Source organism: Chitinophagales bacterium, from assembly GCA_013816805.1.
In the GTDB taxonomy this organism is placed as follows: domain Bacteria; phylum Bacteroidota; class Bacteroidia; order Chitinophagales; family UBA10324; genus MGR-bin340.
In genome coordinates, this window is the sequence record JACDDS010000018.1 from 13,743 (window position 1) to 34,887 (window position 21,145).

Below are 21,145 nucleotides of genomic sequence, written 5' to 3' on the forward strand. Positions count from 1 at the left end.
AAACTATTTAAAACTAAGATCATGAAAACAATTGCAATCATTCTCATCAGCCTTTTCGGTTTCAATTCTCCTTCATCTGCAAAGCAACCTTATAATTCAGGTGAATGCTGCCCTAATGCAAATGCTGTGGCAAAAACCGATGGTGAACAGCGAATCCTGGATCAGTTGCAGCATGAAAGTGAATTAATGCTCGCTGATAACAGTACCATTGAACACGCTTCACATTTAAAAAAAGCGGTATCCTATAAGCTGGAAGAAAAAACTATGGCCGACAGGATACAGATGGAGACCGAAGAATTTTCTGCTAACCTTCCACTGGCTATTACGCACCCGGTTTTTGTCACCTCACAAAACCAGTATAATGAGGAGGGAATTATGGAAAAACTACAAAGAGAAACGGAATCAATTTCTGTAACGAAACCGCTGTTTTACGTTGCCTCCATGATTGCTGTTAAAAATCATGGAAAAGCAGCACACACCTCTTTTAATACAGCACGTAAACATTAATCCATAAAGAATAGATCAATTGTTTAATAATGGATGCATTGTGTTGGTATAGTGGGTTACAAGGCGGGGGTGGTTCCCCGCTTTTTTATTTGTTTAATTAGCTGATCATTATATTTAGAAATAAATTGTAACTTTTCGTCATTCAAAACGTCATCAAGAAAATATACCCCATGAAATTCTTCTCCTTCCTTTCTATTTTAATGCTGACACTTACTGCCACTTTTGCCAAAAGCAATAACAGTTTTTTCCCGGGAGAGAATAGGGAAATAATGGAGGCACGCATAAGAGTAGTCCCGTTGAATGTAACAGATGAAAAAAAGAAAGTGGAAAACCCAGCCCCAACTCCTTGTCAGCAAAGCAATCCGGATAAAATTGTGAACGAACACCCTATGATTAAGGACTATATATCGCATTTCCAGTTAAGTGTTTAACTGATTGTAATTTATTCCTACAAGTATTTTTATTCTGTATAGAAGACTTCCCTGCTGTCCATCAAACATATTTGACAACACTAAATAAGAGGATCAATACTGTTGATTATTTTCTTTGATAAAAGAATAAGAAGCATTTTGATACCTGGGCAGTTGCTTCATCATTTCCACGGTGCTTTTATATGGAGCAGTAACGAGGTTTGCATTCAGCAGCCATGCAGGTAAGGAGCCTCCGGGATCCAAATGAAGCTCCAGCTCCACCAGCACACTATCGGCGGTGAGTGGCTTAAGTGTATAGTCGGAACGGAATTGAGGTAAACGAACTTTCCCATCTACAGGAGGCAGGTAATCTGGTATTCCTGTCCGGTTAAACCTTACCGTTTTATTATCTGAATCCTGACTGATGTTAAAATAAGAAATCACATCCCTATCATTAAAAGGCCACGGCAGATGTGTTACCTGGTAGCTATACAGCTCGTGATCATTTATCACCTTTAAGGTTCTTGCTTCGCTGCAGGCATATATCCAATTCGGATAATTTTTAGTATCCAGCAGAAGAGCAACGATTCCGGAAAGAGACGATTTAACTTTATTGGTAACCTTAACTTCTTTAAGGTTTGAGCCGGCAGACAACCTGGTGTATACCAAAATCCCGGACTCTTGCTTTTGTAAAACCCATTCCGGGTTTTTATCGATAGTAAAAGAAACGGAAATGAAAATTATACAGCCAATTGCAAAAATCCTTACTGCTTTCATATTTTAAGATAAGCTCAAAGGTACAATATGCCATGTTAGCTATGTCTTAAAGTCTATATAGAAGACTTCAGAGAATTGAGTTCTGCAAGCATGCAAACGGTATCCTTGGCTATAAGGAAAAAAATGCGGCGAGCCATTTAAATGGGCTCTCAATTTTCAATTAAATTAGTAATTTCTTTACTAAGAGGTTCTGTTTTGGAGCCGAAATGCGCTATGTATTCTCCCCTCTCATTAATAAGATATTTATTAAAATTCCAGCTTACTTTTGAATTTTCTGTACCATTCAATTTTTTGCTTGTTAACCATTGATATACCGGGGACATAGAAGATCCCTTAACTGAAACTTTTGCAGCCATCGGAAATGTGACATGGTATTTCGAAGAACAGAACTGTTTGATCTCTGTACTATTTCCTGGTTCCTGTTTAAAAAAATCATTTGACGGAAAGCCAATGATCACTAATTTCTCTTTATATTTTTCATAAAGATTTTGAAGACCCTCATATTGCGGAGTAAACATGCATTGTGACGCCACATTTACGATTAAAATCTTTTTACCTTTAAATTCGGAAAAATTAATGGTGTCCCCTTCCAGAGATTCCACTTTAAATGAATAGATATCAGTATTAGAGACCTGCGCGAAACTATAGAGTGGAAAAAATCTCATAGTAATAAATAATATAATTTTAACATTCATGTCTCATTAAACGATTTAAATTGCATTAATGTTTACAAATTATAAATCATTTAATTAATCGGACTATCAAGTTTGAAGTAATGAAAGTAGCAGTTTTCAGAGAGGAGCATTTTAACGCCGCACACCGGCTTTACAGAAAAGATTGGGACGATAAAAAAAATGCTGCTGTATTCGGCCTTTGCAGTAATCCATTGTATCATGGTCACAACTATTCCTTAGAGGTAAAAGTAACGGGAGAAGTGGATGAGGAGACCGGTTATGTAATGGACTTAAAAATTCTGAAAGATATTATTAGAGAAGAAGTGCTGGATTGCTTTGACCATAAGAATCTGAATGAGGATACCCGGGAATTTCAGGAATTAAATCCCACAGCGGAAAATATTGCTATAGTGATCTATGACAAAATCCGTAAGCGGCTGCGAAATGATCTGGATTTAAAGGTGCGCCTTTATGAAACGGAGCGGAATTTTGTGGAATATCCGGCATGAACTTGTACTATTTGGTTTATTTAATAAAAAAACTCCATGAAGAAGATTTTAATCTGCGCATTTTTAATTTCTCCGATCATTGGTTTTACACAACAAATTGATTCGCGCTCTTCAGCTGTCGCTGATTCAGTAATGATCGCTTTGGGAGGTAAACAAAACTGGGAAAAGGTACATTATCTGAAGTGGAATTTTTTCGGAAGAAGAACTATTTACTGGGATAAGTGGACAGGGGATGTTCGTATTGAAATTTCCGGAAAGAAGTTGGTTATACTAACCAACATTAATTCAAAAAAAGGACATGTATTTAGAAACACGTCAGAACTGATGCAGCCTGATTCAAATGCTTATTTTATGGATCGTGGATATAAGATCTGGGCGAATGACAGTTATTGGCTGCTCATGCCCTTTAAGCTCAAAGATCCGGGTGTTAACATTTCCTATGTCGGCACTTCAAGAGATACGCTGAACAATGATTGTTACGTGATGGAAGTTACCTTTAATAAGGTTGGGGTTACTCCGGAAAATATGTACCACATTTATGTAGACCGGAAAAATTACCTGGTAACGCAATGGGAATATTTTGAAAAGAGCTCAGAACAAAAGCCTGACATAAAAACACCGTGGTGGAACTATGAGCGTCATGGAAATATATTATTGTCAGGCGATCGCGGACCTGATGGAAAGATTACTGATATAGAAGTAATGGACCGGGTACGTACTGACTTGTTTTCCAGGTTTTAACTATAAGCTAATTTGGAAAAAATTAGTTGGGCTGATCTCCTCTCAAATCCCGGAATCGCTTTCTGGCTTCTATCACATAAATGCTTCCTTTATATTTTAATAAAATCTGCTTATAGAGGTCCATTGCTTTCTCTTTATTGTTCAGATTATTTTCATACAACTGTGCCAGTTCGAAAAGAGCATCATCTGCAAGCAAATCAAATGAATAGTTGCTGTCAATTTCATTAAACATTGCAGCAGCCTCCGTATATTTTTTTTGTTTTAACAGAATTCTGGCCTTTTCAAACAATACATCATCTGCAAGTGCATGTTGCGGAAACTTCTCGCTTAGCGAATCGAGCGTTACGAGCGCCTCTATTAATTTATTTTGAAAAATAAGCATGTCCGCCCGGGCATACATTTTCATTGGTTCCGGAGTGGTATCCAGTCCCATATTGTCCTGGATAAAAACAGAAAGGGCAAGAGCATCATTAGCAATTAACTCTGAGGTAGATCCTTTTAAAACATCCAATTGAGCCTTGCTCCAATCAAAATCTCCTATGTGGTAACTGAGCAGTGCATTTCTGTAACGGGCCTCTTCGCCAAGGGGATCTTCCTTAAAAGATTTATCAACCTGCCCGTAGAGCAGCATGGCATCCCATACTTTATTTGCAATCACATAATCATCACCAAGATCAAGTTTTAAATAGCCTGTCAATTTTTTATCATTTGTATTTATTAAAATAGCATCACTAAGCAGCTGAATGGACTTTTCGAGGTTGTGAATGTATTTAGCCTCAAACGTTGCAAAATCACGTACCATAGCAAGTGTCTGAGGATTTTTACCGAATTCTGCAAAATAGGCCTCATAGTTAAACTCAAGCTTTTTCAAATCATCTGATGTATAATTATTTTGAATAGTAAGTTTGATTTGCGTGGTTTTTAATTCGCTTGCTTTAGAAGGCTGGTACATAAAATTATTTTTCCCTTTTTCAGAGATGATATACCGGTACGCCATTAAAGAGGCATCATAATCACCCTCATCAAATGCCGATTGGGCAAACTGGAATACACGCTGACCATCTTCCTTATTTCTTTTATCGAGCGCTTTTACCTGTAAAAATCCGGAAGCGAAATCTTTCTTTTGTACAAAATACCAGATCAGCATTTCTGAAAAATCTCCCCTTTCAGGCTGCTTCTGAATCCGATGATATAACTGCGTCAGCAGCTCTTTTGCATAAAGATCATTCTCAATAAGAGGCTGCAGCTGCCCTTCCACAAAATCATTTTGTGATGGATTAAATTCCATTATATCCAGGTATGTCGTTATTGTGTTAGGAACATCATTTTTCTTAGCATACAATGTTGCCAGATCAATATTAAACAGGTCGGAATTCTCTGCATTTAACACCTTCTTTCCTTTCAGGTATGCATTAATAGCGTAATCAGTTAAACCGCTGCTTTGGAATTTATTTGCCAGCCTGCTGATCTGCTGCATGTCCGCCGTTATATCGCGGAGCGCCTCTTCATACTGTAAGGCAGCAGCTTTTTCATCATTCTTCTCCGCATATACATTTCCCAGATCAACGTAATAGGTAAGGTCGCCTGGAAATCTTTTAATTTGTTTCCGGATTACTTTAGAAGCCTCATCGTATTGCTTTAAAGCTGTAAGACACTGCAGATAATTTTGATAGTACTGCGAATTTGTCGGCGCTTTGTTTAATAATTTCTCATACAGTAAGGCAGCTTTGTCATACTCAGAATTTTTTAAATATTCCTGAGCCAATTGAACATCCTGCTGAGATTGAGCATAACTATTCGTAAAAATGATCAGCAAAAAAAACAAGTGCAGCTTAATAAATTTATTCTTCATAATTCTGTAGGATACCTTTAAAATTACATTAAATGAAGGACCATTACTGTATAGCAGACAGGATACTATTAATGATCTGCTGGTTTCACCCCAAGGCCGATCCATTTTTTATTTAATACACTTTTAAATAAATACAATCCCGCTATAGAACCGAGAGCATTGGCAACCATATCCATAAATTCAAACTTACGGTACATCGTTAATACAGGCTGAAGGAATTCAATAGAGACACCAACTATTATGCAGAATATGATGCAGCCTGCAACTTTTCTATAACGCAGTGGCTGATTTTTTTGTTGCCTGAAAAATCCAATGAGGAGAAAAAAACTTAGCAAGGAATACATGGTAATGTGCACCAATTTATCTATGTATAGTTTTTGAAAGATGTCTTCCTGAGGCCAATTCCGAAGCGGGGCAAAAGAAAGATAAAATATAATAAGCAGCCAGGTTAAGAAAATGCTAAAATTTTTAATCAGGCGCATTAACGGCTATATGATTTAACCAGGAGAATATAATAAAGTGAAATATCCAGGAAATAATAAAATTATTTTAATGGCCTGTGAGCTGTTTGTAAGTAACTGCATCCATCAGATCATTTAATTCGGCAGGATCATTAATAGATATCTTTACCATCCATCCATCACCGTAGGGATCCTTGTTTACCAGTTCAGGCTGATCATTCAGCTTTGGATTCACCTCCAGAATTTTTCCGGACAAAGGAAGGAAAAGATCAGAAACTGTCTTTACTGCTTCCACGGTACCGAACGTCGCTTCCCTTTTCATAGTTTCACCGGCAGTGTTAATTTCAACATATACGATATCACCTAATTCACTTTGAGCAAAATCAGTAATCCCTACATAACCGTTACTATCTTCCACCCTGACCCATTCGTGATCACTGGTATATTTTAAATTATCAGGAAAATTCATGATCTATATTTTTTTCAAACGTACATGAAAACATGCATTCATCAAAGATTTAATGCCCGATTTCAAAATATTAAAAGATTATAAATCAGTGAAGTGTTTTGTACGATTATTTGTTGGTCCAAATAAAAAATTTCAAAACAGGCATTGTAATCAATCCCATACCTCCACCAATCAATGTTCCGGAAATAATGTCGTGGCAGATACCTCCTGCTATTAAACCAATTAATAAACAACCTGCAAAGCTAAGAGCCGGAATTCTGGATTTTTGTTTATTTTCTGACGTGATCAAAGCAATTATACAATAGGAGACCTTAACAGCAGTTACAATACCACAAAATTATATAGTTATAATTCTAAAAAGGCAAATGGTTAAGTTTTCTTCTCTCTATATCAAAGCTTAATTTTGCGATATGATTGATACCTTACCGCCAGCTAATTCAATAACTGCTTATGGCTCCTTTGTAACACGGGAAGTAAGAGCCGGCAGCGTAATTATAGGTGGCAATAATCCGCTTCGCATTCAGTCCATGACTACTACGGATACCATGGATACCCTGGCCACAGTGGAGCAATCGATTCGTCTGATTACTGCAGGCTGCGAACTGGTGCGTATTACTGCACCAAGCATTCGCGAAGCGCAGAACCTCAAAGAAATAAAAAAGGAATTGCAGAAAAGAGGTTACTCTGTTCCGCTTGTTGCGGATATTCACTTTACTCCTAATGCCGCTGAAACCGCTGCAAGAATTGTCGAAAAGGTTCGTATTAACCCAGGGAATTATGCCGATAAAAAAAGATTTCAGACAATAGAATATACGGAATCGGAATACCAATCGGAACTGGACCGAATCCGTGATAAATTTTTACCATTAATCCGGATTTGTAAAGATCACGGTACAGCCATGAGAATAGGAACAAACCATGGTTCACTGAGCGATCGGATATTGAGCAGATTTGGTGATACCCCCCTTGGCATGGTGGAAAGTGCATTCGAATTTTTAAAGATTGCTGAAGATGAAAAGTATTTTGATATCGTGCTTTCCATGAAGTCAAGCAATCCACAGGTGATGGTGAGGGCGTACCGGTTGCTCGTGAACAAAATGGTAGAAGCCGGCAGAAACTACCCGTTGCATCTCGGAGTTACCGAAGCAGGTGATGGTGAGGATGGAAGAATTAAATCAGCGCTCGGTATCGGGACTTTGCTGGAAGACGGCCTGGGTGATACTATCCGTGTATCGCTAACCGAAGAACCTGAATACGAAATACCTGTTGCTAAAATTCTTGCAAAGCGATATCCGCGGAAAAGAGAAAGTCAAAAACCGGCATCATCAATTAGTTCAATTATCAATCCTGTTGACTTTAAAAGACGATCTGCTAACCTGGTAGTAAACATTGGTAATGATCACGTACCTGTGGTTATCGGAGACAGCTGTCTACAAAAAGAAATTACACCTGAAGATTTTATTCCATTCGGATACCGGTATAATAGAGTAACGGATAAGTGGAACATCAGTGACATGGCCGCGGATTATATTTTCGCTGGAGACCATAAAATTAGTTTTGAGCTGCCCGGTACATTGGGATTAATAGAGAATTTTGCATCCTGGAAAAATCATCCGGAACTTGAACGCAGTTATCCCTTATTCAGTGTCGAAGAATTCTTACGTGAAAAAAGCAAATCTGCCCAGCCTAAGTTTATACTGATTAAAATTGAAGACGGCGGTAAAGACTTGTACAATCAGCTTAAGGCTGATGCCAATGCAGTAGTCATTCTTAGTGCAGAAGATAATAATAGCATAAATGATTACCGGCGGGTGTTTTTTGATTTGAATAAGGAAGAAGTAAAAAATCCTGTTATTATCCGTCGGAATTTTTCAAATATTAGCCAGGATGAATTAATGCTGTATGCATCTGCAGATTTTGGTGCGTTGCTTCTGGATGGATTCGGCGATGGCATCTGGCTGGCATTTTCAGGACTTCCTCCTAAAACAATCAACAGCATCAGTTTTGGAATTTTGCAGGGAACACGACAGCGTATTTCGAAAACAGAATATATTTCGTGCCCTTCCTGTGGGAGAACCTTATTTGATCTGCAGGAGACCACTGCTAAAATACGGGCACGAACCAACCATTTAAAGGGGGTTAAGATTGCTATAATGGGTTGTATTGTAAACGGACCAGGGGAAATGGCAGATGCAGACTACGGGTATGTAGGCAGCGGTATCGGAAAAATCACTTTATACAAAGGAAAAGAAATTGTAAAGCGCGCAGTCAATACAGAGGTTGCGGTTGATGAGCTGATCGACCTGATTAAGTTGAATGGAGACTGGGTAGAAGAACCATCAATGATAGCCTTGAATGTTGAATAGAAATATTCAATCAAATACTGTTTCCTGATTTATCTTTCTTGCTATTTGCATACCAATAATATCCAATACCTCCAACAAGCATATAAGGAATTACAAGAAGATACATAATGCCAAGATTTAATCCCTTTGCCTGCGTATTACCCTCTTTAAGGGAGCTTTCCGCAGCCTCTTTACATGCAGCGCATTGTGCATAAGAATCAGTATGGGTAGATATGAAAAATATAAAGCTTAATGTAAGAAAAACAACGATACGTTTCAGGTGCTTCATAAGGCTAAGTTATTGGTTTGGTAATAAATTTTGTATTTGTTGTTACACACATTCGGCGGTCTCTAAAATCTTGTTAAACGCATTTCTAAGAAATTCGGGGATGATGTGTTGCTGAGTTAAAACAATTTTGTCCGGATCATCCAGGTAATCAATCATCTGGTAAAACTTTGCTTCACCGTAATTTTTAATGATGCTTTCCTTCTTTTCAGGGCGACAAAAATAACGGATCATTCCCTGAGGATCGGCTTCGGGATGAAATTGTGTACCTATCCATTCATCTGAAAATCGAACCGCCATTACGGCACGTTCCAATTCAACATGAGGTCTGATCTTTTCAAATGAAAGAACTTTGAATCCTTCTTTTTGAATAAGAGATATATCGGGTGTTATTACCTGATAATCCCTGGAATCGACTGCATAAAAAGGGTCAGGAAGATTCAGGAATAAAGGTTCTTCTATCCCTTCATCTGTTTTATGTATTGAAAAAATGCCAAAAGCCGGGGAATGGCGCTTATTCACTTCACCGATATTCCAGTGTCTGCATATTAGCTGGAAGGAATGACAAATAAAAAAAACATGCTTTTTCTGATCCGGATTGGAAAGGTTATGTGCCCAAAGCTGGTCAATAAGATCAAAGTATTTCTTTTCCCAGGGCTCCCCGCTTTCCAGGGGACTACCTGGTCCGCCTGAAGAAATGTAGACATCGTAATCCAGACTGGGCAGCTGGTTGGCATTTCTTACTTCATAAATATCCCATCTGAGCCGGGCATCTGTTTTTTTTGACTCTACATATAGCAGAGATCGTATACCCCGCATACCTTCATTTGCTACCCGATTGTACAAATCAAGAATTGCAATGCGTATGGTGGGTTTCTCCGTTAACACAGTTGGGTTAAGTTATTTCCTAAAAAAATTTTCAATTCGGCAAGTGAAATAAATGGAATCCTGGTTTTATAATTATTATGATTTAATGGAGAATTCATTTTCAAGAACAATATCCGACACAAATTTCTCTCTTTTTGCCAAATTAAAAATTACGTTTAAATAAAACGTACGAAGATTAAACATTAACATAACTAATAAGTTCAAAACTGCTATTATAAGCCCACATTGGTTTCTTCTACTATATAATCCACTACCTTTTTAAGATCGCCGTATTCCTGAAAGACTTTTAACTGTCGGTCTGCACCGCTTCCCATTATAAGAATCTGCCGAAGATATTCCACTTCTTCCCGGCAATTCAGATCATCTACCACATCATCCACAAAGGAAATCATTTCTTCCACTAACATCCAGAAAGGCACTTCTTCTTCTTTTCCAAAATCAATCATCTTCCCATTTATACCATACCTGGCAGCACGCCATTTATTCTCATTTATCAGCGCCCGCTTGTAGTGCCGAAAGCTTAAATTTTGCTGCATAAGCTTATACTGCTTAGCTACCACAGCCTGCATAATTGCTGCAAGTGCTATTGTTTCATCCAACCTCATAGGAACATCGCATATTCTGAACTCCAGTGTATTGAAAAAAGGATGAAGTCTAAGATCCCACCATATTTTCTTCCCATTATCGATGCAGTTTGTCTTTATCAAAAGGGTTATGTATTCATCATATTCAGCTGCGGACACAAAATTTTCAGGGATGCCGGTACGAGGAAATTTGTCGAACACTTTAGTCCGGTAAGATTTAAACCCGGTATTCCTTCCTAACCAGAATGGAGAATTAGTAGAAAGAGCGAAGATATGTGGCAATACATACCGGATGGCATTCATTATCTGAATTCCGGTTTGCCGGTTATCTATTCCTACATGTACGTGTAACCCAAAAATCAAGTTGGAGCGTGCAGCATCCTGCATTTCACCTACAATATCCACATAGCGCGGATGATCGGTGATAAGTGCATCCTGCCAGCGTGAAAAAGGATGTGTACCGGCGGCGCCTATGCGGGCGCCTTGCTGATTTGCAATTTCTGAAATTACTTTCCGAAGCTTCCTTACTTCCTCACGGGCCTCTTTCACATCGTGACAAATATTAGTGCCAACCTCCACTACCGCCTGGTGCATCTCCGCCTTTACCTGCTCATTTAAAATGGTTTTCCCTCCTTCCACCACCTCATGCATGTGCGATACCAATTCCCGGCTTTCCGGGTCAATGATCATAAATTCTTCTTCGATACCAATGGTAAATAGCTCCTTATTCATTTGAAAGATAATATGGTGTTGAAAGATAGTGTAACCTCTATTTCAGATTTTGATCTGATCAGCACTATTAATTGTTGATCATGCAATATAGCAGTAAAAAAAAATCTAGTGATTGTAATTTAGAAGCAATAGATGCCATTTATCTAAGATGCAAGCAATACTTTTTATTCTTGCGAAGTCAAAGCTTTCTTTGTAAATTTTAAAATGTTTCCTGATTTTTCCAAATAGATTATTGGCAGCATCCGAAAAGAATTAACAGTTAAACAGATCTTTTCATTCTCTTAATTCAATTAAATCTGGTAATATATTCCAATTTTAAATTCAATTAAACTTCTGAATAAATTTTAAGTCTATTTACCATTAAAAAATATACATGAAATACACCGGTCTTATCATTTTTTTTCTTTTAATCAGATTAGGTTTAGTTGCATCCGTATTACAATCTACGGATCAGCCTACAGGCGATACGTGCCATGTTATTAATGGAAAAATTTCCGACTATATAAGTTACCCCAATGCAGGACTGGTTACAAGTTCAGATGGTAATATTTATACAGCTACCTGCAATCGTGATAAAAATATTGATAAGAATACGAGCATTGTATTACGTTGTTTCAACCCTGACGGAAGCCCGAATCAATACATTCCACCTGTATCGTATAAAATCGGTCTAGAATGCAGTCTTGTAAAAATGGTAATTGATAGTGACGATAATATTTATATGGTTTTAGGATATAAACCAGATCAAACGGATAGCTCCGATGTGCAGCTTGTAAAATACAATTTGCAACTCCAGCTGATATGGGAAATTTTAATAGCTTCTTATGGCCAGCCGGTTGCAAAAGATATGACAATTGATAATGCAGGAAATATTTGGATTACCGGTGGTTATTTTATAGGTTCCTGGGGTCTTTTGCTGATTACCAAAATTCAACCGGATGGTCAAAAGCTGTTCGGAGAAGGTTTCTCTTTCGGTAACCAGGGAAGTGCAATCACTACGGATATGGCAGGTCATGCCTACGTATGCGGTTATAGGAGCTTCGAGGGAGTACATAATTTCATTGCTATGGCCTTTGATCAGGATGGAAATTTATTTTGGTCTAAGAGCTTCGATGGTGAAAGTCGTAAAAATGACAGTTTAGATATTGCCTATGACTGTATCTCTGTAAATGGTTTTTTGTACGTGGCCGGATCGTTGAATTTAAAATCTAAAACGACAAACGCATCTCAGCAAGTGGTTTATAAAATAAGAGAAAGGGATGGAAGGATCGATTGGTTCAGAACCTCATCATCGGGTCAAACTCATGCAGATGCTGCAAAAAAAATTCTAACAGATTTTAAAGGTAATATATATATCGCGGGAGAAGCGTATGATAATCAACAAATCACCTTAACTAAATATGATACAAGCGGAAATCTGAAATTTACTGAAGCATATACCGCAGATCCTGATGCAGCCACTACAGGCAAAGAATTTTTTGTTTTAAATGATTTTTATAAGCTCGCATCTGATTCTTTCTATCTATACGGGCATATTAAAGATTATGCAGAAGATGGATCTTTTAATACGATTCATGGCTTTATAATTCAATACAGTAATGATGGATCGTTGCTTTCAGAAAATGAAAGTAATGTGGGTGATTTCCTTGTAATTACCGGAAACAGCAATAATAACATGATCTATTCAGTTAGTAGTGTTCCATTTTTGCAGTCAGTTAATGACGTAGATGCATCTTATTATCTTCATATTTTTACAAATATTCCAACGACAGCACCTGTATCTCTTCACAAATTAAATTATTTATTGTATCCCACAGCGGCACACGAGTGGTTGAACATTAGTAATGCAAGTGGTGGAGAAATCTATTTTTATAATGTTTATGACCAATTAACATGGAAAACTCAATTATCATTTGGAGACAACATTTTAAACGTTTCTAACTTACCGCGTGGAATTTATATGATCAAAATTGTTTTTAAAAATAAGGTTGAAGACCAAAAAATAATTCTGCTTTAAGCAATATAACATTGAGGATCAAAATCATATGAAATAAGAAAAGCGTTTTCATTAGATATTCTTATTCATAGTTAACATCATTATTCTTTCATCATCCCCATTCCCTGGGAACCCCGCTTTACAAACGCCCCCCAGGTAAGATTATCTTCTCCTTCCTGATTAGCTAATGCTCTTTCAATGGCCATATTTGCAGCATTTTCCACTACCCATTCAAAATTTTCATCACCTACTGAATGCCTTTCGGCATCGGGAGCCGGGTTGCAGAAATCTATGGCATAAGGCACTCCTTCCCGGATGGCAAATTCTACAGTATTAAAATCATAACCCAAAGCCTGATTCAATTTTATTACATAATTATGAACAGTCTGCAACAACTCTTCCGATACATGATGGGTGGCAGCGTAACGCAAATGATGGGGGTTACGGGGTTCATAATTCATAATGCGCACCGATTTTCCACCAAGGCAATAGCACCGGAAATAGGAGTCAAACTTGATTTCCTCCTGAAGCATCATAACCAGCTTACCTGTTTCGGCATGCCTGGCAAAAAGATCCTGTTGATCACTGATTTTATATACGCTTTTCCAACCGCCACCTGAATGGGGTTTCATGTAGGCGGGAAAACCGATGTAGCCAATTATATTTTCCCAATCCAGCGGAGATACCAGGTTGCTGAACGATTCCGAAGAAGTATCATCGGGATGATCGTAAGAAGGAAGCAATACCGTTTTTGGAACGGGTACGCCAATTTTAACAGCGAGCGCATTATTAAAAAACTTTTCATCAGCACTCCACCAAAAAGGATTGTTTAGAACAGCTGTTCCTGAAATAGCAGCATTTTTCAAATATGCGCGATAAAAAGGAACATCCTGGGAAATGCGATCGATTATCACGGAATATTCAGAAGGATAACCCTGTGCCACCTTATCGATCCGGACCGGTTCAGCAATAATATTCTCTACATTTTTTGAATTGACTCTTTCGATAAAAGCCTGAGGAAACGAACGTTCCATGCCGAAAAGAATCCCGATTTTTTTCATCGTTGTAATATTTTATATTCAGAAATAATTTAATGCCCGGAATATATTTTGTTTTAGATTTTGAGCAATTTTAATTTAGTTATTACTTAATCTCACCAAGGTATCGGGGAAACATTTCCCTCCACAAAGGCCAGTCATGAGAAGCTCCTGCCACGATATCCAGCCAATGTGGTACGTTTTTATTATGAAGTATCTCCGATAACTTCTTATTGGAGGGGAGGCAGATATCATGCTCTCCGGAGCCAAGCACAATGCCCATTTGATAAAGTGCAGGGTTATTAAGTTCAGGCAAGAAATCAAAAGGGTTATTATAAAAGACATTATCATCGTAGTAGCCATTTACCTGCGGCTTTATATCAAAGGCACCACTCATGCTGAACAGGTAGCCCGTTATTTCAGGATAGCGAAAAGCAAAATTTGCAGCGTGATAGCCACCGAAGCTGCAACCTGCAACGGCCAGTTTAGAATGCCAGGAATCCTGCAGTACCTGTGGTGCCATTTCATAGCGAAGAAATTGATCATAAACAACGTGGTTAGCTGCACGGACGGAGGGATCCACCTTTTTATTATACCAGCTATCATTATCCACGCTATCGACACAATAGATTTTGACTTTACCTTCATTTACATACCATTGTACGGCATCTAAAAGCTTAAAATCTTTATTCTGATAATAATGCCCCATTGAAGTAGGGAAAACTATTATAGGGTATCCACGGTCACCAAAAACAAGCATTTCCGTTTCACGGCCCAGAGTTGGTGAATGCCATTTAAAATATTGCTCGATCAAAGGAAAAAATGGTTTAATGAAAGACCGGGCTAATGTAGACAAAAAGGAAAATGGTAGGGAATATTAAAATAAATTAATTAGCAGGAATATGGCAGCTCCCCAAATCACCTCATGAAATATTGGAATGTTCCATAAGGAGTTGCCCTTAAAACACCTTTTCCGACAGTGGTATAATAACGCCAATACTATCGTTGCATTTCGAAAAATTTTTGCATGGACCGGTCGCCGGTTTGCACTTTAAGGATATATGTCCCGCTGGAAATTTTAGGATTTAAGCTAAATGTAAAAAACCTTAGATTATCAGAAGAATATACCAGCTTCAATTTATTTTTTTTTCTTCTTTTTTGGCGGGGACAATTACATACAAATCTTCATTGTCTTTTTTCATCATGTAACGCTCCCTTGCAAATTTTTCAAGTGAAGCCTGGTTAGTCTGCAATTCTCTTTTGGTGTTATTAACCTCTTTTATCTGCTGCTGATAATATTCTTTTTTTTGCTGGTACCCTCTGAGCTTTTGGTGTAGTTGGATTTGTGTGATGATATCATTTTTATCAAAGAAGAGCATCCAGACAAGAAAGGCCGTTACGGTAATTACATATTTATTTTTAAAGAAAGGAGCAATTCTGCCCCTGCGAACATTATACAGAAGTGTTTTGAAATTAATTTTCATCAAACAATAATTATTTCAAAGTTGATAAAATTAATATAAGAAATATTAAAAACTTTAAATCTTTCAGAGATTTTATTGACAGGGGCGTTTGTAACGCATATTATTAACTGCTTATTATTAATTGTTCATGAAGTTTGTTGCAGGAATTTGAAATTTTTTCCAGGGTAATATGCGTTATTTCCAAGTTCTTCTTCAATACGCACTAGCTGGTTATATTTTGCAACTCTGTCTGATCTGGAAGCGGATCCTGTTTTTATCTGTCCGCAGTTCAGTGCGACTGCCAGATCAGCAATCGTAGTGTCTTCTGTTTCACCGCTGCGATGACTCATTACACTGGTATAGGAGCTGCGGTGCGCCATATCCACTGCCCTTATAGTTTCTGTTAGCGTGCCAATCTGGTTTACTTTTATTAAAATCGAGTTAGCAACTTTTTCATCAATGCCCTCCTGTAACCGCTTTACATTGGTTACAAATAAATCATCCCCTACCAATTGTATCCTGTTCCCAAGAGCCATCGTTAATTTTTTCCATCCTTCCCAATCATCCTCTGCCAACCCATCCTCTATAGAAATTATCGGGTATTTTTTGATCCACGCCGCCCAAAAATCAACCATTTCATCTGAACTGAAAATCTTGCCATCGGATTTATTGAAGATATATTTTTGCTTTTTGTCATCCCATAATTCACTGGCAGCTGCATCCATCGCAATCCAAATATTTTTCCCGGCACTAAATCCTGCATCGTCTATTGCCTGAAGCACGGTTTCAATGGCCTCTTCATTAGATTGAATATTCGGCGCAAAGCCACCCTCATCGCCTACATTAGTCGCATATCCTTTTTTCTTAAGTACACTTTTTAATCTGTGAAACACTTCCACACCCATGCGCAATGCCTCAGAAAATGAATCAGCACCGAAAGGCATTATCATAAATTCCTGGAAATCAATTTTATTATCCGCATGCACTCCCCCGTTCAGGATGTTCATCATAGGAACAGGAAGCGTACAAGCATTTACTCCTCCTAAATACCGGTACAAAGGCAGATGCAATTCGTTAGCTGCTGCATGAGCTGCGGCCAGGGATACTGCAAGTATGGCATTCGCTCCAAGCCCGGATTTATTGTCTGTGGCATCAGCAGTAATCATTTGCTTATCAATTTTTTGCTGATCAGCCACCTCTGTACCTGTTAGTAGTTCAGCAATTATTTCATTAACATTTTTCACAGCCTGAAGTACCCCTTTTCCTAAATAAATTTTTTTATCATTATCGCGTAACTCCACAGCTTCATGCTTTCCGGTGGATGCACCCGACGGTACTGACGCCCGGCCATAATAGCCGCTCTGCGTAGTTACTTCAGCTTCAATGGTGGGGTTTCCGCGTGAATCAAGTATTTGCCTTGAATGGATCTTCGCAATTGCACTCATTATAATGTTTAATTTTAAAGTTTGGAACTATACTCGCATTCTGAGAGCTCAAAATTATTTAAATCTGCATAGCTTTTAGAAATGAGTACCGGGATTTTATTCCATTCCAGTTTCCAGGTCCCCGTGGATAAAATTATTGATCTGTTCTTTTATTTCAGGCATAACATTATTATGTTGCACGGTAAAATGCCATAGTAGGTTATAAAGAACATAACCCGTGAAGGACATTGCATTGTTAGAAGATATATTCAGTAAGTTTAATTTTAAATGATCTGCTCACAAATAAGTGATCTTATAATAAATAATCACGGATGAAAAAACTTATTTACACGCTGGTATTTTTGTTGGTTACATTAGGTTCTGTAAAAAATTCTACCGCTGCAGTTGGTTTGGATATGAGTTATGTATGCACGAGCAAATCGCTACAGAAATACAATTTTACGGTTGCTTTGTACCGTGATTGCAGTGAAGGTCCTGCTCCTGTAACGCTTACCTTAAAAGTCACTTCCGCCTCGCTTGGATACGCTGCCTCGTACATTGCGAAGCGCACTTCGAGCACTTACGGAACAGACAGTATTTCACATTTGGTTAACTTATGTGCATCGCTAAGCAGCACATGCACCGGTGGTACTTATCCAGGCTATGATCAGACTCTTTATGATGTGTCTTTTAATCTGCCTAATCCTGCAGCAGACTGGGTAGTAAGTGTAATGGATTCTAACCGAAGTGCCGCTATAACCAACCTGGCAAATCCGGAAAGCCACACATTGTATTCTGAATGCCGGATCAATAACAGCATTCCACACCTCGATCATTCTCCGGTGTTTTCATCCTTACCTATTGCTCAGGCCTGCGTCAGTGAGCAATTTCAGTATAGCCTTGGTACCCGGGATGCCGACGGTGATTCGCTGGTATATTTTTTAGTGCAGCCATTAGAAGGTCCCGGTCAACCCATTCCTTATTCTGATCCCGGCTTTACGCCAACTCATCCCCTTTCAACAAAAGGAGGCATTTTCATCTTTGGATTACACTCGGGGGAAATGCTATTCAGTGCTGATAAAACTCAGGTGGCAATTATATCAGTAAGAACAGATGAGTACCGGAACGGAGTAAAGATTGGAAGTATCCAACGTGACATAATGGTTAATGCCACACAGTGTAGTAATCAGTTACCGCAAATACAAAATGGATTAGAGAATATTGTAAACGGCTTTCAAAATAGTCCGAAAGATAATATAATAAGAACCTGTCCGAACACTGCATTATCATTTGATATTACAGGCTTTGACAGGAACGCAGAGGATGCTGTAACAATCCAAACCAATCTTGCGACTTCTATACCCGGAGCCCATTTTAATACTTCGGGAACCAATCCCGTTATCGGTCACTTTAGCTGGACTCCTACAGATAAGGATGCCGGATTCTATGAATTTACTGTGATCGTAAAAGATAATCAATGTCCCATTTTCGGCCAGCAAATGTATACGTTTGGCATCCATGTTAAAAAGTCATATGCAAACGCCGGGAGTGATACTACTGTTTGTTCTCAAAATGCTGTAGTGCAGTTACATGCTTCGGGAGAAAAACCAATTAACTGGAGCAATGGGAAGTATTTAAACAATGATACCATACGGGATCCAATAGCATCCCTGCCTGGCCCGGGAACGTATTCTTTCGTACTCACTACAGATCAAAACAGCTCCTGTGAAGCAAAGGACAAGGTTACTATTAAGGTGACCTCCGATGTAAATGTAGAGGCTTCAGCAGCACCTGATAGCATTTGTAAAGGTACGGAGGTAAACCTGACAGCAAAAGCCTCAGGAGGCAATGGTGTATTCACTTATAAATGGACATCAAATCCGGCTGGCTTTCAAAGCACGCGGCAAAATAATAAGGTATCCCCCAATGTAACAACCACCTATTATGTGGAAGTGGAAAGCGGAGGATGCGTTGTGAACGATACGGTTACAGTCACTGTAAATCCATCTCCAAGTGCCGCCTTTACTGCTTTACCAAATTCAGGGTGTGATTCGCTAACCGTCTTTTTTCAATCGAATGCATCAGGATCGGATTCTGTTTCCTGGGATTTTGGAGATGGTACTACCAGCACTGAGCACAACCCATCTCATACCTATCATGCCGGCACTTACACCGTTACTTTAACGGTAACCAATATCTATGGCTGTTCGGGTACACTCACGATACCCGATTATATTAAGGTAAGTAATGGCTCTTCTAACGCTTCTATTATTGCTTCGGATACTTCCGGTTGTGCTCCTCTTACAGTCAATTTTCAGGGAAAGCCCGACAGTGCAAGTTATGCCTGGGACTTCGGTGATGGCTCTGGAAGCATTGAACAAAATCCTTCTCACACTTTTTCAACAAACGGGATATTTGTTGTGACCCTCACCGTAAATGGAAGTGAGTGCCCTGCCCACGTAATTATCCGGGTTTCTTCTCCTTCCGCATCTTTCAGCGCTTCACCCGCAAGCGGATGTGATCCTTTAACAGTAGCCTTTTCAAATACGTCAACCGGAGCGGATAGTTTTATGTGGTTATTTGGAGATGGTACCACGAGCAACCTTAAAAATCCTACTCATATCTACCATGAAGGGACATATAGTGTAACGTTAATCGCTCAAAGTTCCGACGGATGTTCGGATACCCTTACGCTGTCTGATTTTATTCATGTTGGTACCATTCCTACTATAAATATCTCGGCTTCAGATACAGCAGGGTGCGAGCCGCTGACCGTTTTCTTTACTTCGGGGTCTGGAGGTGATACATACTTATGGAGTTTTGGTGACAGCACATCAAGCACGGATTCAGATGCTACCCATACTTATAGCGCGGGTGATTTTACAGTTACTCTTACCGTTACAAACAATGGCTGTTCCGCCACACAATCAATTGCTGATTACATTCATGTAAAGTCTTCGCCTGTTGTCTCTTTTTCAGGATCACCACAAAGTGGTTGCGACTCAGCCCTTGTAGTTTATAAAAATAATTCTACTAATGCGGACAGTTACACGTGGCTATTTGGAGATGGAACTTCAAGCAGTGAAAAAAACCCGATGCATAAATATTTAATTGGAAACTATACGGTTACACTTATTGCATACAATTCCAATGGATGTTCCGATACTTTAATATTACCGGATTATATTGTCGTTTCACCACGGCCTTCCGTAACTATTGCTGCTTCAGACACTGCAGGATGTGAACCGTTAACAGTGCAATTTTCAAATTCCAGCGGAAGCGGAGGAACCTATTTATGGGATTTTGGAGACGGCAGTACGAGTACGCTTCCAAACCCAATCCATACGTATTCCGCAGGAATCTACACGGTAGCACTTACTGTTTCTAACGGACTGGAATGCTCCGCAAAGGAAACTATTGTTGATTATATTAAGGTATTGCCATCTCCGGTGGCTTCATTCTTCGGAACACCTGTAAGCGGATGTGATCCTTTGACGGTGCAGTTCACTAATAATTCTACTGGTGCGAGCTCATACGTTTGGATTTTCGGTGATGGAAATACAAGCACTGAAATAAGCCCTTCTCATTTATATCATAGCGGCACTTATGATGTAATCCTGATAGCAACTAATCTGCAGGGCTGTTCTGATACGCTGATATTATCTCAATATATTAAAGTAAGCAGTATGCCGGTAGTTTCATTCACTGCAGATCCTCTTTTTGGTTGTAATCCATTGACAGTGAATTTCACAAACAACTCTACAGGTGGCAGTAATTATTTCTGGGATTTTGGCGACAGCACTACCAGTACAGGAATAAATCCTTCTCATACCTATACCGCCGGGAGTTACAACGTTACCCTTACCGTAACCGCAGATTCCGGCTGTTCTGCGTCTCAAACGTCTACCCAATTAATCGTAGTGTCTCCCAGCCCCACAGTAGCTTTTGGTGCTGCTCCAACTGCAGGTTGCGAACCGCTTAATGTTCAGT

At 38.9% G+C, this 21,145-nt stretch carries 18 protein-coding genes and 5 pseudogenes; 11 read left to right on the plus strand and 12 right to left on the minus strand.

The features are described from left to right. The first annotated feature begins 21 nt into the window (after positions 1-21). Both H0W62_13595 and H0W62_13600 read left to right on the plus strand, forming a co-directional pair. On the plus strand, positions 22-507 hold the full coding sequence (locus H0W62_13595) for a hypothetical protein (GenBank protein MBA3649560.1): 486 nt from the start codon (positions 22-24) through the stop codon (positions 505-507). A gap of 170 nt (positions 508-677) precedes the next feature. Continuing rightward, entirely contained in the window at positions 678-938 is a 261-nt protein-coding gene (locus tag H0W62_13600) for a hypothetical protein (protein ID MBA3649561.1), read from the plus strand. A 93-nt stretch (positions 939-1,031) separates the two neighbouring features. On the opposite strand, the gene H0W62_13605 is transcribed toward H0W62_13600, so the two are convergent. Together H0W62_13605 and H0W62_13610 are read right to left on the minus strand one after the other, a co-directional pair. Beyond that, positions 1,032-1,694 (minus strand): START domain-containing protein, encoded by a 663-nt coding sequence (locus H0W62_13605; protein MBA3649562.1) that lies wholly within the window; start codon positions 1,692-1,694, stop codon positions 1,032-1,034. 149 nt (positions 1,695-1,843) lie between these two features. Beyond that, entirely contained in the window at positions 1,844-2,389 is a 546-nt protein-coding gene (locus H0W62_13610; GenBank protein ID MBA3649563.1) for a glutathione peroxidase, read from the minus strand. 80 nt (positions 2,390-2,469) lie between these two features. Here H0W62_13610 and H0W62_13615 point away from each other — a divergent pair, with 80 nt between their 5' ends. Then, positions 2,470-2,877, plus strand: coding sequence for a 6-carboxytetrahydropterin synthase (locus H0W62_13615; GenBank protein ID MBA3649564.1), 408 nt, complete (start codon positions 2,470-2,472; stop codon positions 2,875-2,877). 36 nt (positions 2,878-2,913) lie between these two features. Continuing rightward, on the plus strand, positions 2,914-3,618 hold the full coding sequence (locus tag H0W62_13620; GenBank protein ID MBA3649565.1) for a hypothetical protein: 705 nt from the start codon (positions 2,914-2,916) through the stop codon (positions 3,616-3,618). A gap of 22 nt (positions 3,619-3,640) precedes the next feature. Here H0W62_13620 and H0W62_13625 read toward each other — a convergent pair whose 3' ends face one another. The 3 genes from H0W62_13625 to gcvH all read right to left on the minus strand — a co-directional run bounded on the left by H0W62_13625 (position 3,641) and on the right by gcvH (position 6,400). Next, on the minus strand, positions 3,641-5,470 hold the full coding sequence (locus H0W62_13625; protein ID MBA3649566.1) for a tetratricopeptide repeat protein: 1,830 nt from the start codon (positions 5,468-5,470) through the stop codon (positions 3,641-3,643). 68 nt (positions 5,471-5,538) lie between these two features. Further along, positions 5,539-5,952 (minus strand): VanZ family protein, encoded by a 414-nt coding sequence (locus H0W62_13630; protein ID MBA3649567.1) that lies wholly within the window; start codon positions 5,950-5,952, stop codon positions 5,539-5,541. Positions 5,953-6,019: 67 nt separating this feature from the next. After that, positions 6,020-6,400: a glycine cleavage system protein GcvH gene (gcvH, locus tag H0W62_13635; GenBank protein MBA3649568.1), complete on the minus strand. Its 381-nt coding sequence runs from the start codon at positions 6,398-6,400 to the stop codon at positions 6,020-6,022. 410 nt (positions 6,401-6,810) lie between these two features. Here gcvH and ispG point away from each other — a divergent pair, with 410 nt between their 5' ends. Continuing rightward, positions 6,811-8,766, plus strand: coding sequence for a (E)-4-hydroxy-3-methylbut-2-enyl-diphosphate synthase (gene ispG / locus H0W62_13640; protein ID MBA3649569.1), 1,956 nt, complete (start codon positions 6,811-6,813; stop codon positions 8,764-8,766). Between the two features lie 10 nt (positions 8,767-8,776). Here the strand turns inward: ispG and H0W62_13645 are convergent, their stop codons facing one another. The 3 genes from H0W62_13645 to H0W62_13655 all read right to left on the minus strand — a co-directional run bounded on the left by H0W62_13645 (position 8,777) and on the right by H0W62_13655 (position 11,235). Continuing rightward, positions 8,777-9,034 carry a hypothetical protein gene (locus H0W62_13645; protein ID MBA3649570.1) on the minus strand — a complete coding sequence of 86 codons (258 nt, stop codon included), beginning with the start codon at positions 9,032-9,034 and terminating at the stop codon, positions 8,777-8,779. Positions 9,035-9,076: 42 nt separating this feature from the next. Then, entirely contained in the window at positions 9,077-9,850 is a 774-nt protein-coding gene (locus H0W62_13650; protein ID MBA3649571.1) for a GMP synthase, read from the minus strand. A gap of 281 nt (positions 9,851-10,131) precedes the next feature. Then, the gene (locus tag H0W62_13655) at positions 10,132-11,235 is read right to left on the minus strand and encodes a carboxylate-amine ligase (protein ID MBA3649572.1); all 1,104 of its coding nucleotides are present in this window, start codon (positions 11,233-11,235) and stop codon (positions 10,132-10,134) included. Positions 11,236-11,608: 373 nt separating this feature from the next. On the opposite strand from H0W62_13655, the gene H0W62_13660 reads away from it, so the two are divergent. After that, positions 11,609-13,252: a T9SS type A sorting domain-containing protein gene (locus H0W62_13660; protein ID MBA3649573.1), complete on the plus strand. Its 1,644-nt coding sequence runs from the start codon at positions 11,609-11,611 to the stop codon at positions 13,250-13,252. Between the two features lie 80 nt (positions 13,253-13,332). Here the strand turns inward: H0W62_13660 and H0W62_13665 are convergent, their stop codons facing one another. From H0W62_13665 to eno, 4 genes are all read right to left on the minus strand, one after another. Next, positions 13,333-14,292, minus strand: a complete 960-nt coding sequence (locus H0W62_13665) for a hypothetical protein (protein ID MBA3649574.1) — start codon at positions 14,290-14,292, stop codon at positions 13,333-13,335. Between the two features lie 82 nt (positions 14,293-14,374). Then, positions 14,375-15,082, minus strand: a complete 708-nt coding sequence (locus H0W62_13670) for an esterase family protein (protein ID MBA3649575.1) — start codon at positions 15,080-15,082, stop codon at positions 14,375-14,377. A gap of 319 nt (positions 15,083-15,401) precedes the next feature. Beyond that, a complete protein-coding gene (locus tag H0W62_13675) occupies positions 15,402-15,752 on the minus strand; it encodes a septum formation initiator family protein (protein MBA3649576.1) in 351 nt (116 codons plus the stop codon). Positions 15,753-15,877: 125 nt separating this feature from the next. After that, positions 15,878-17,176, minus strand: a complete 1,299-nt coding sequence (gene eno, locus H0W62_13680) for a phosphopyruvate hydratase (GenBank protein MBA3649577.1) — start codon at positions 17,174-17,176, stop codon at positions 15,878-15,880. Between the two features lie 311 nt (positions 17,177-17,487). Between eno and H0W62_13685 the strand changes: the two are divergent. The 5 pseudogenes from H0W62_13685 to H0W62_13705 all read left to right on the plus strand — a co-directional run bounded on the left by H0W62_13685 (position 17,488) and on the right by H0W62_13705 (position 21,024). Continuing rightward, positions 17,488-19,350: pseudogene (locus tag H0W62_13685) on the plus strand (PKD domain-containing protein). Continuing rightward, a pseudogene (locus H0W62_13690) lies at positions 19,351-19,593 on the plus strand (PKD domain-containing protein). A 132-nt stretch (positions 19,594-19,725) separates the two neighbouring features. After that, a pseudogene (locus H0W62_13695) lies at positions 19,726-20,079 on the plus strand (PKD domain-containing protein). Positions 20,080-20,250: 171 nt separating this feature from the next. Then, positions 20,251-20,544 (plus strand): annotated as a pseudogene (locus tag H0W62_13700) (PKD domain-containing protein). A 297-nt stretch (positions 20,545-20,841) separates the two neighbouring features. Continuing rightward, positions 20,842-21,024, plus strand: a pseudogene (locus H0W62_13705) (PKD domain-containing protein). Positions 21,025-21,145 lie beyond the last annotated feature (121 nt).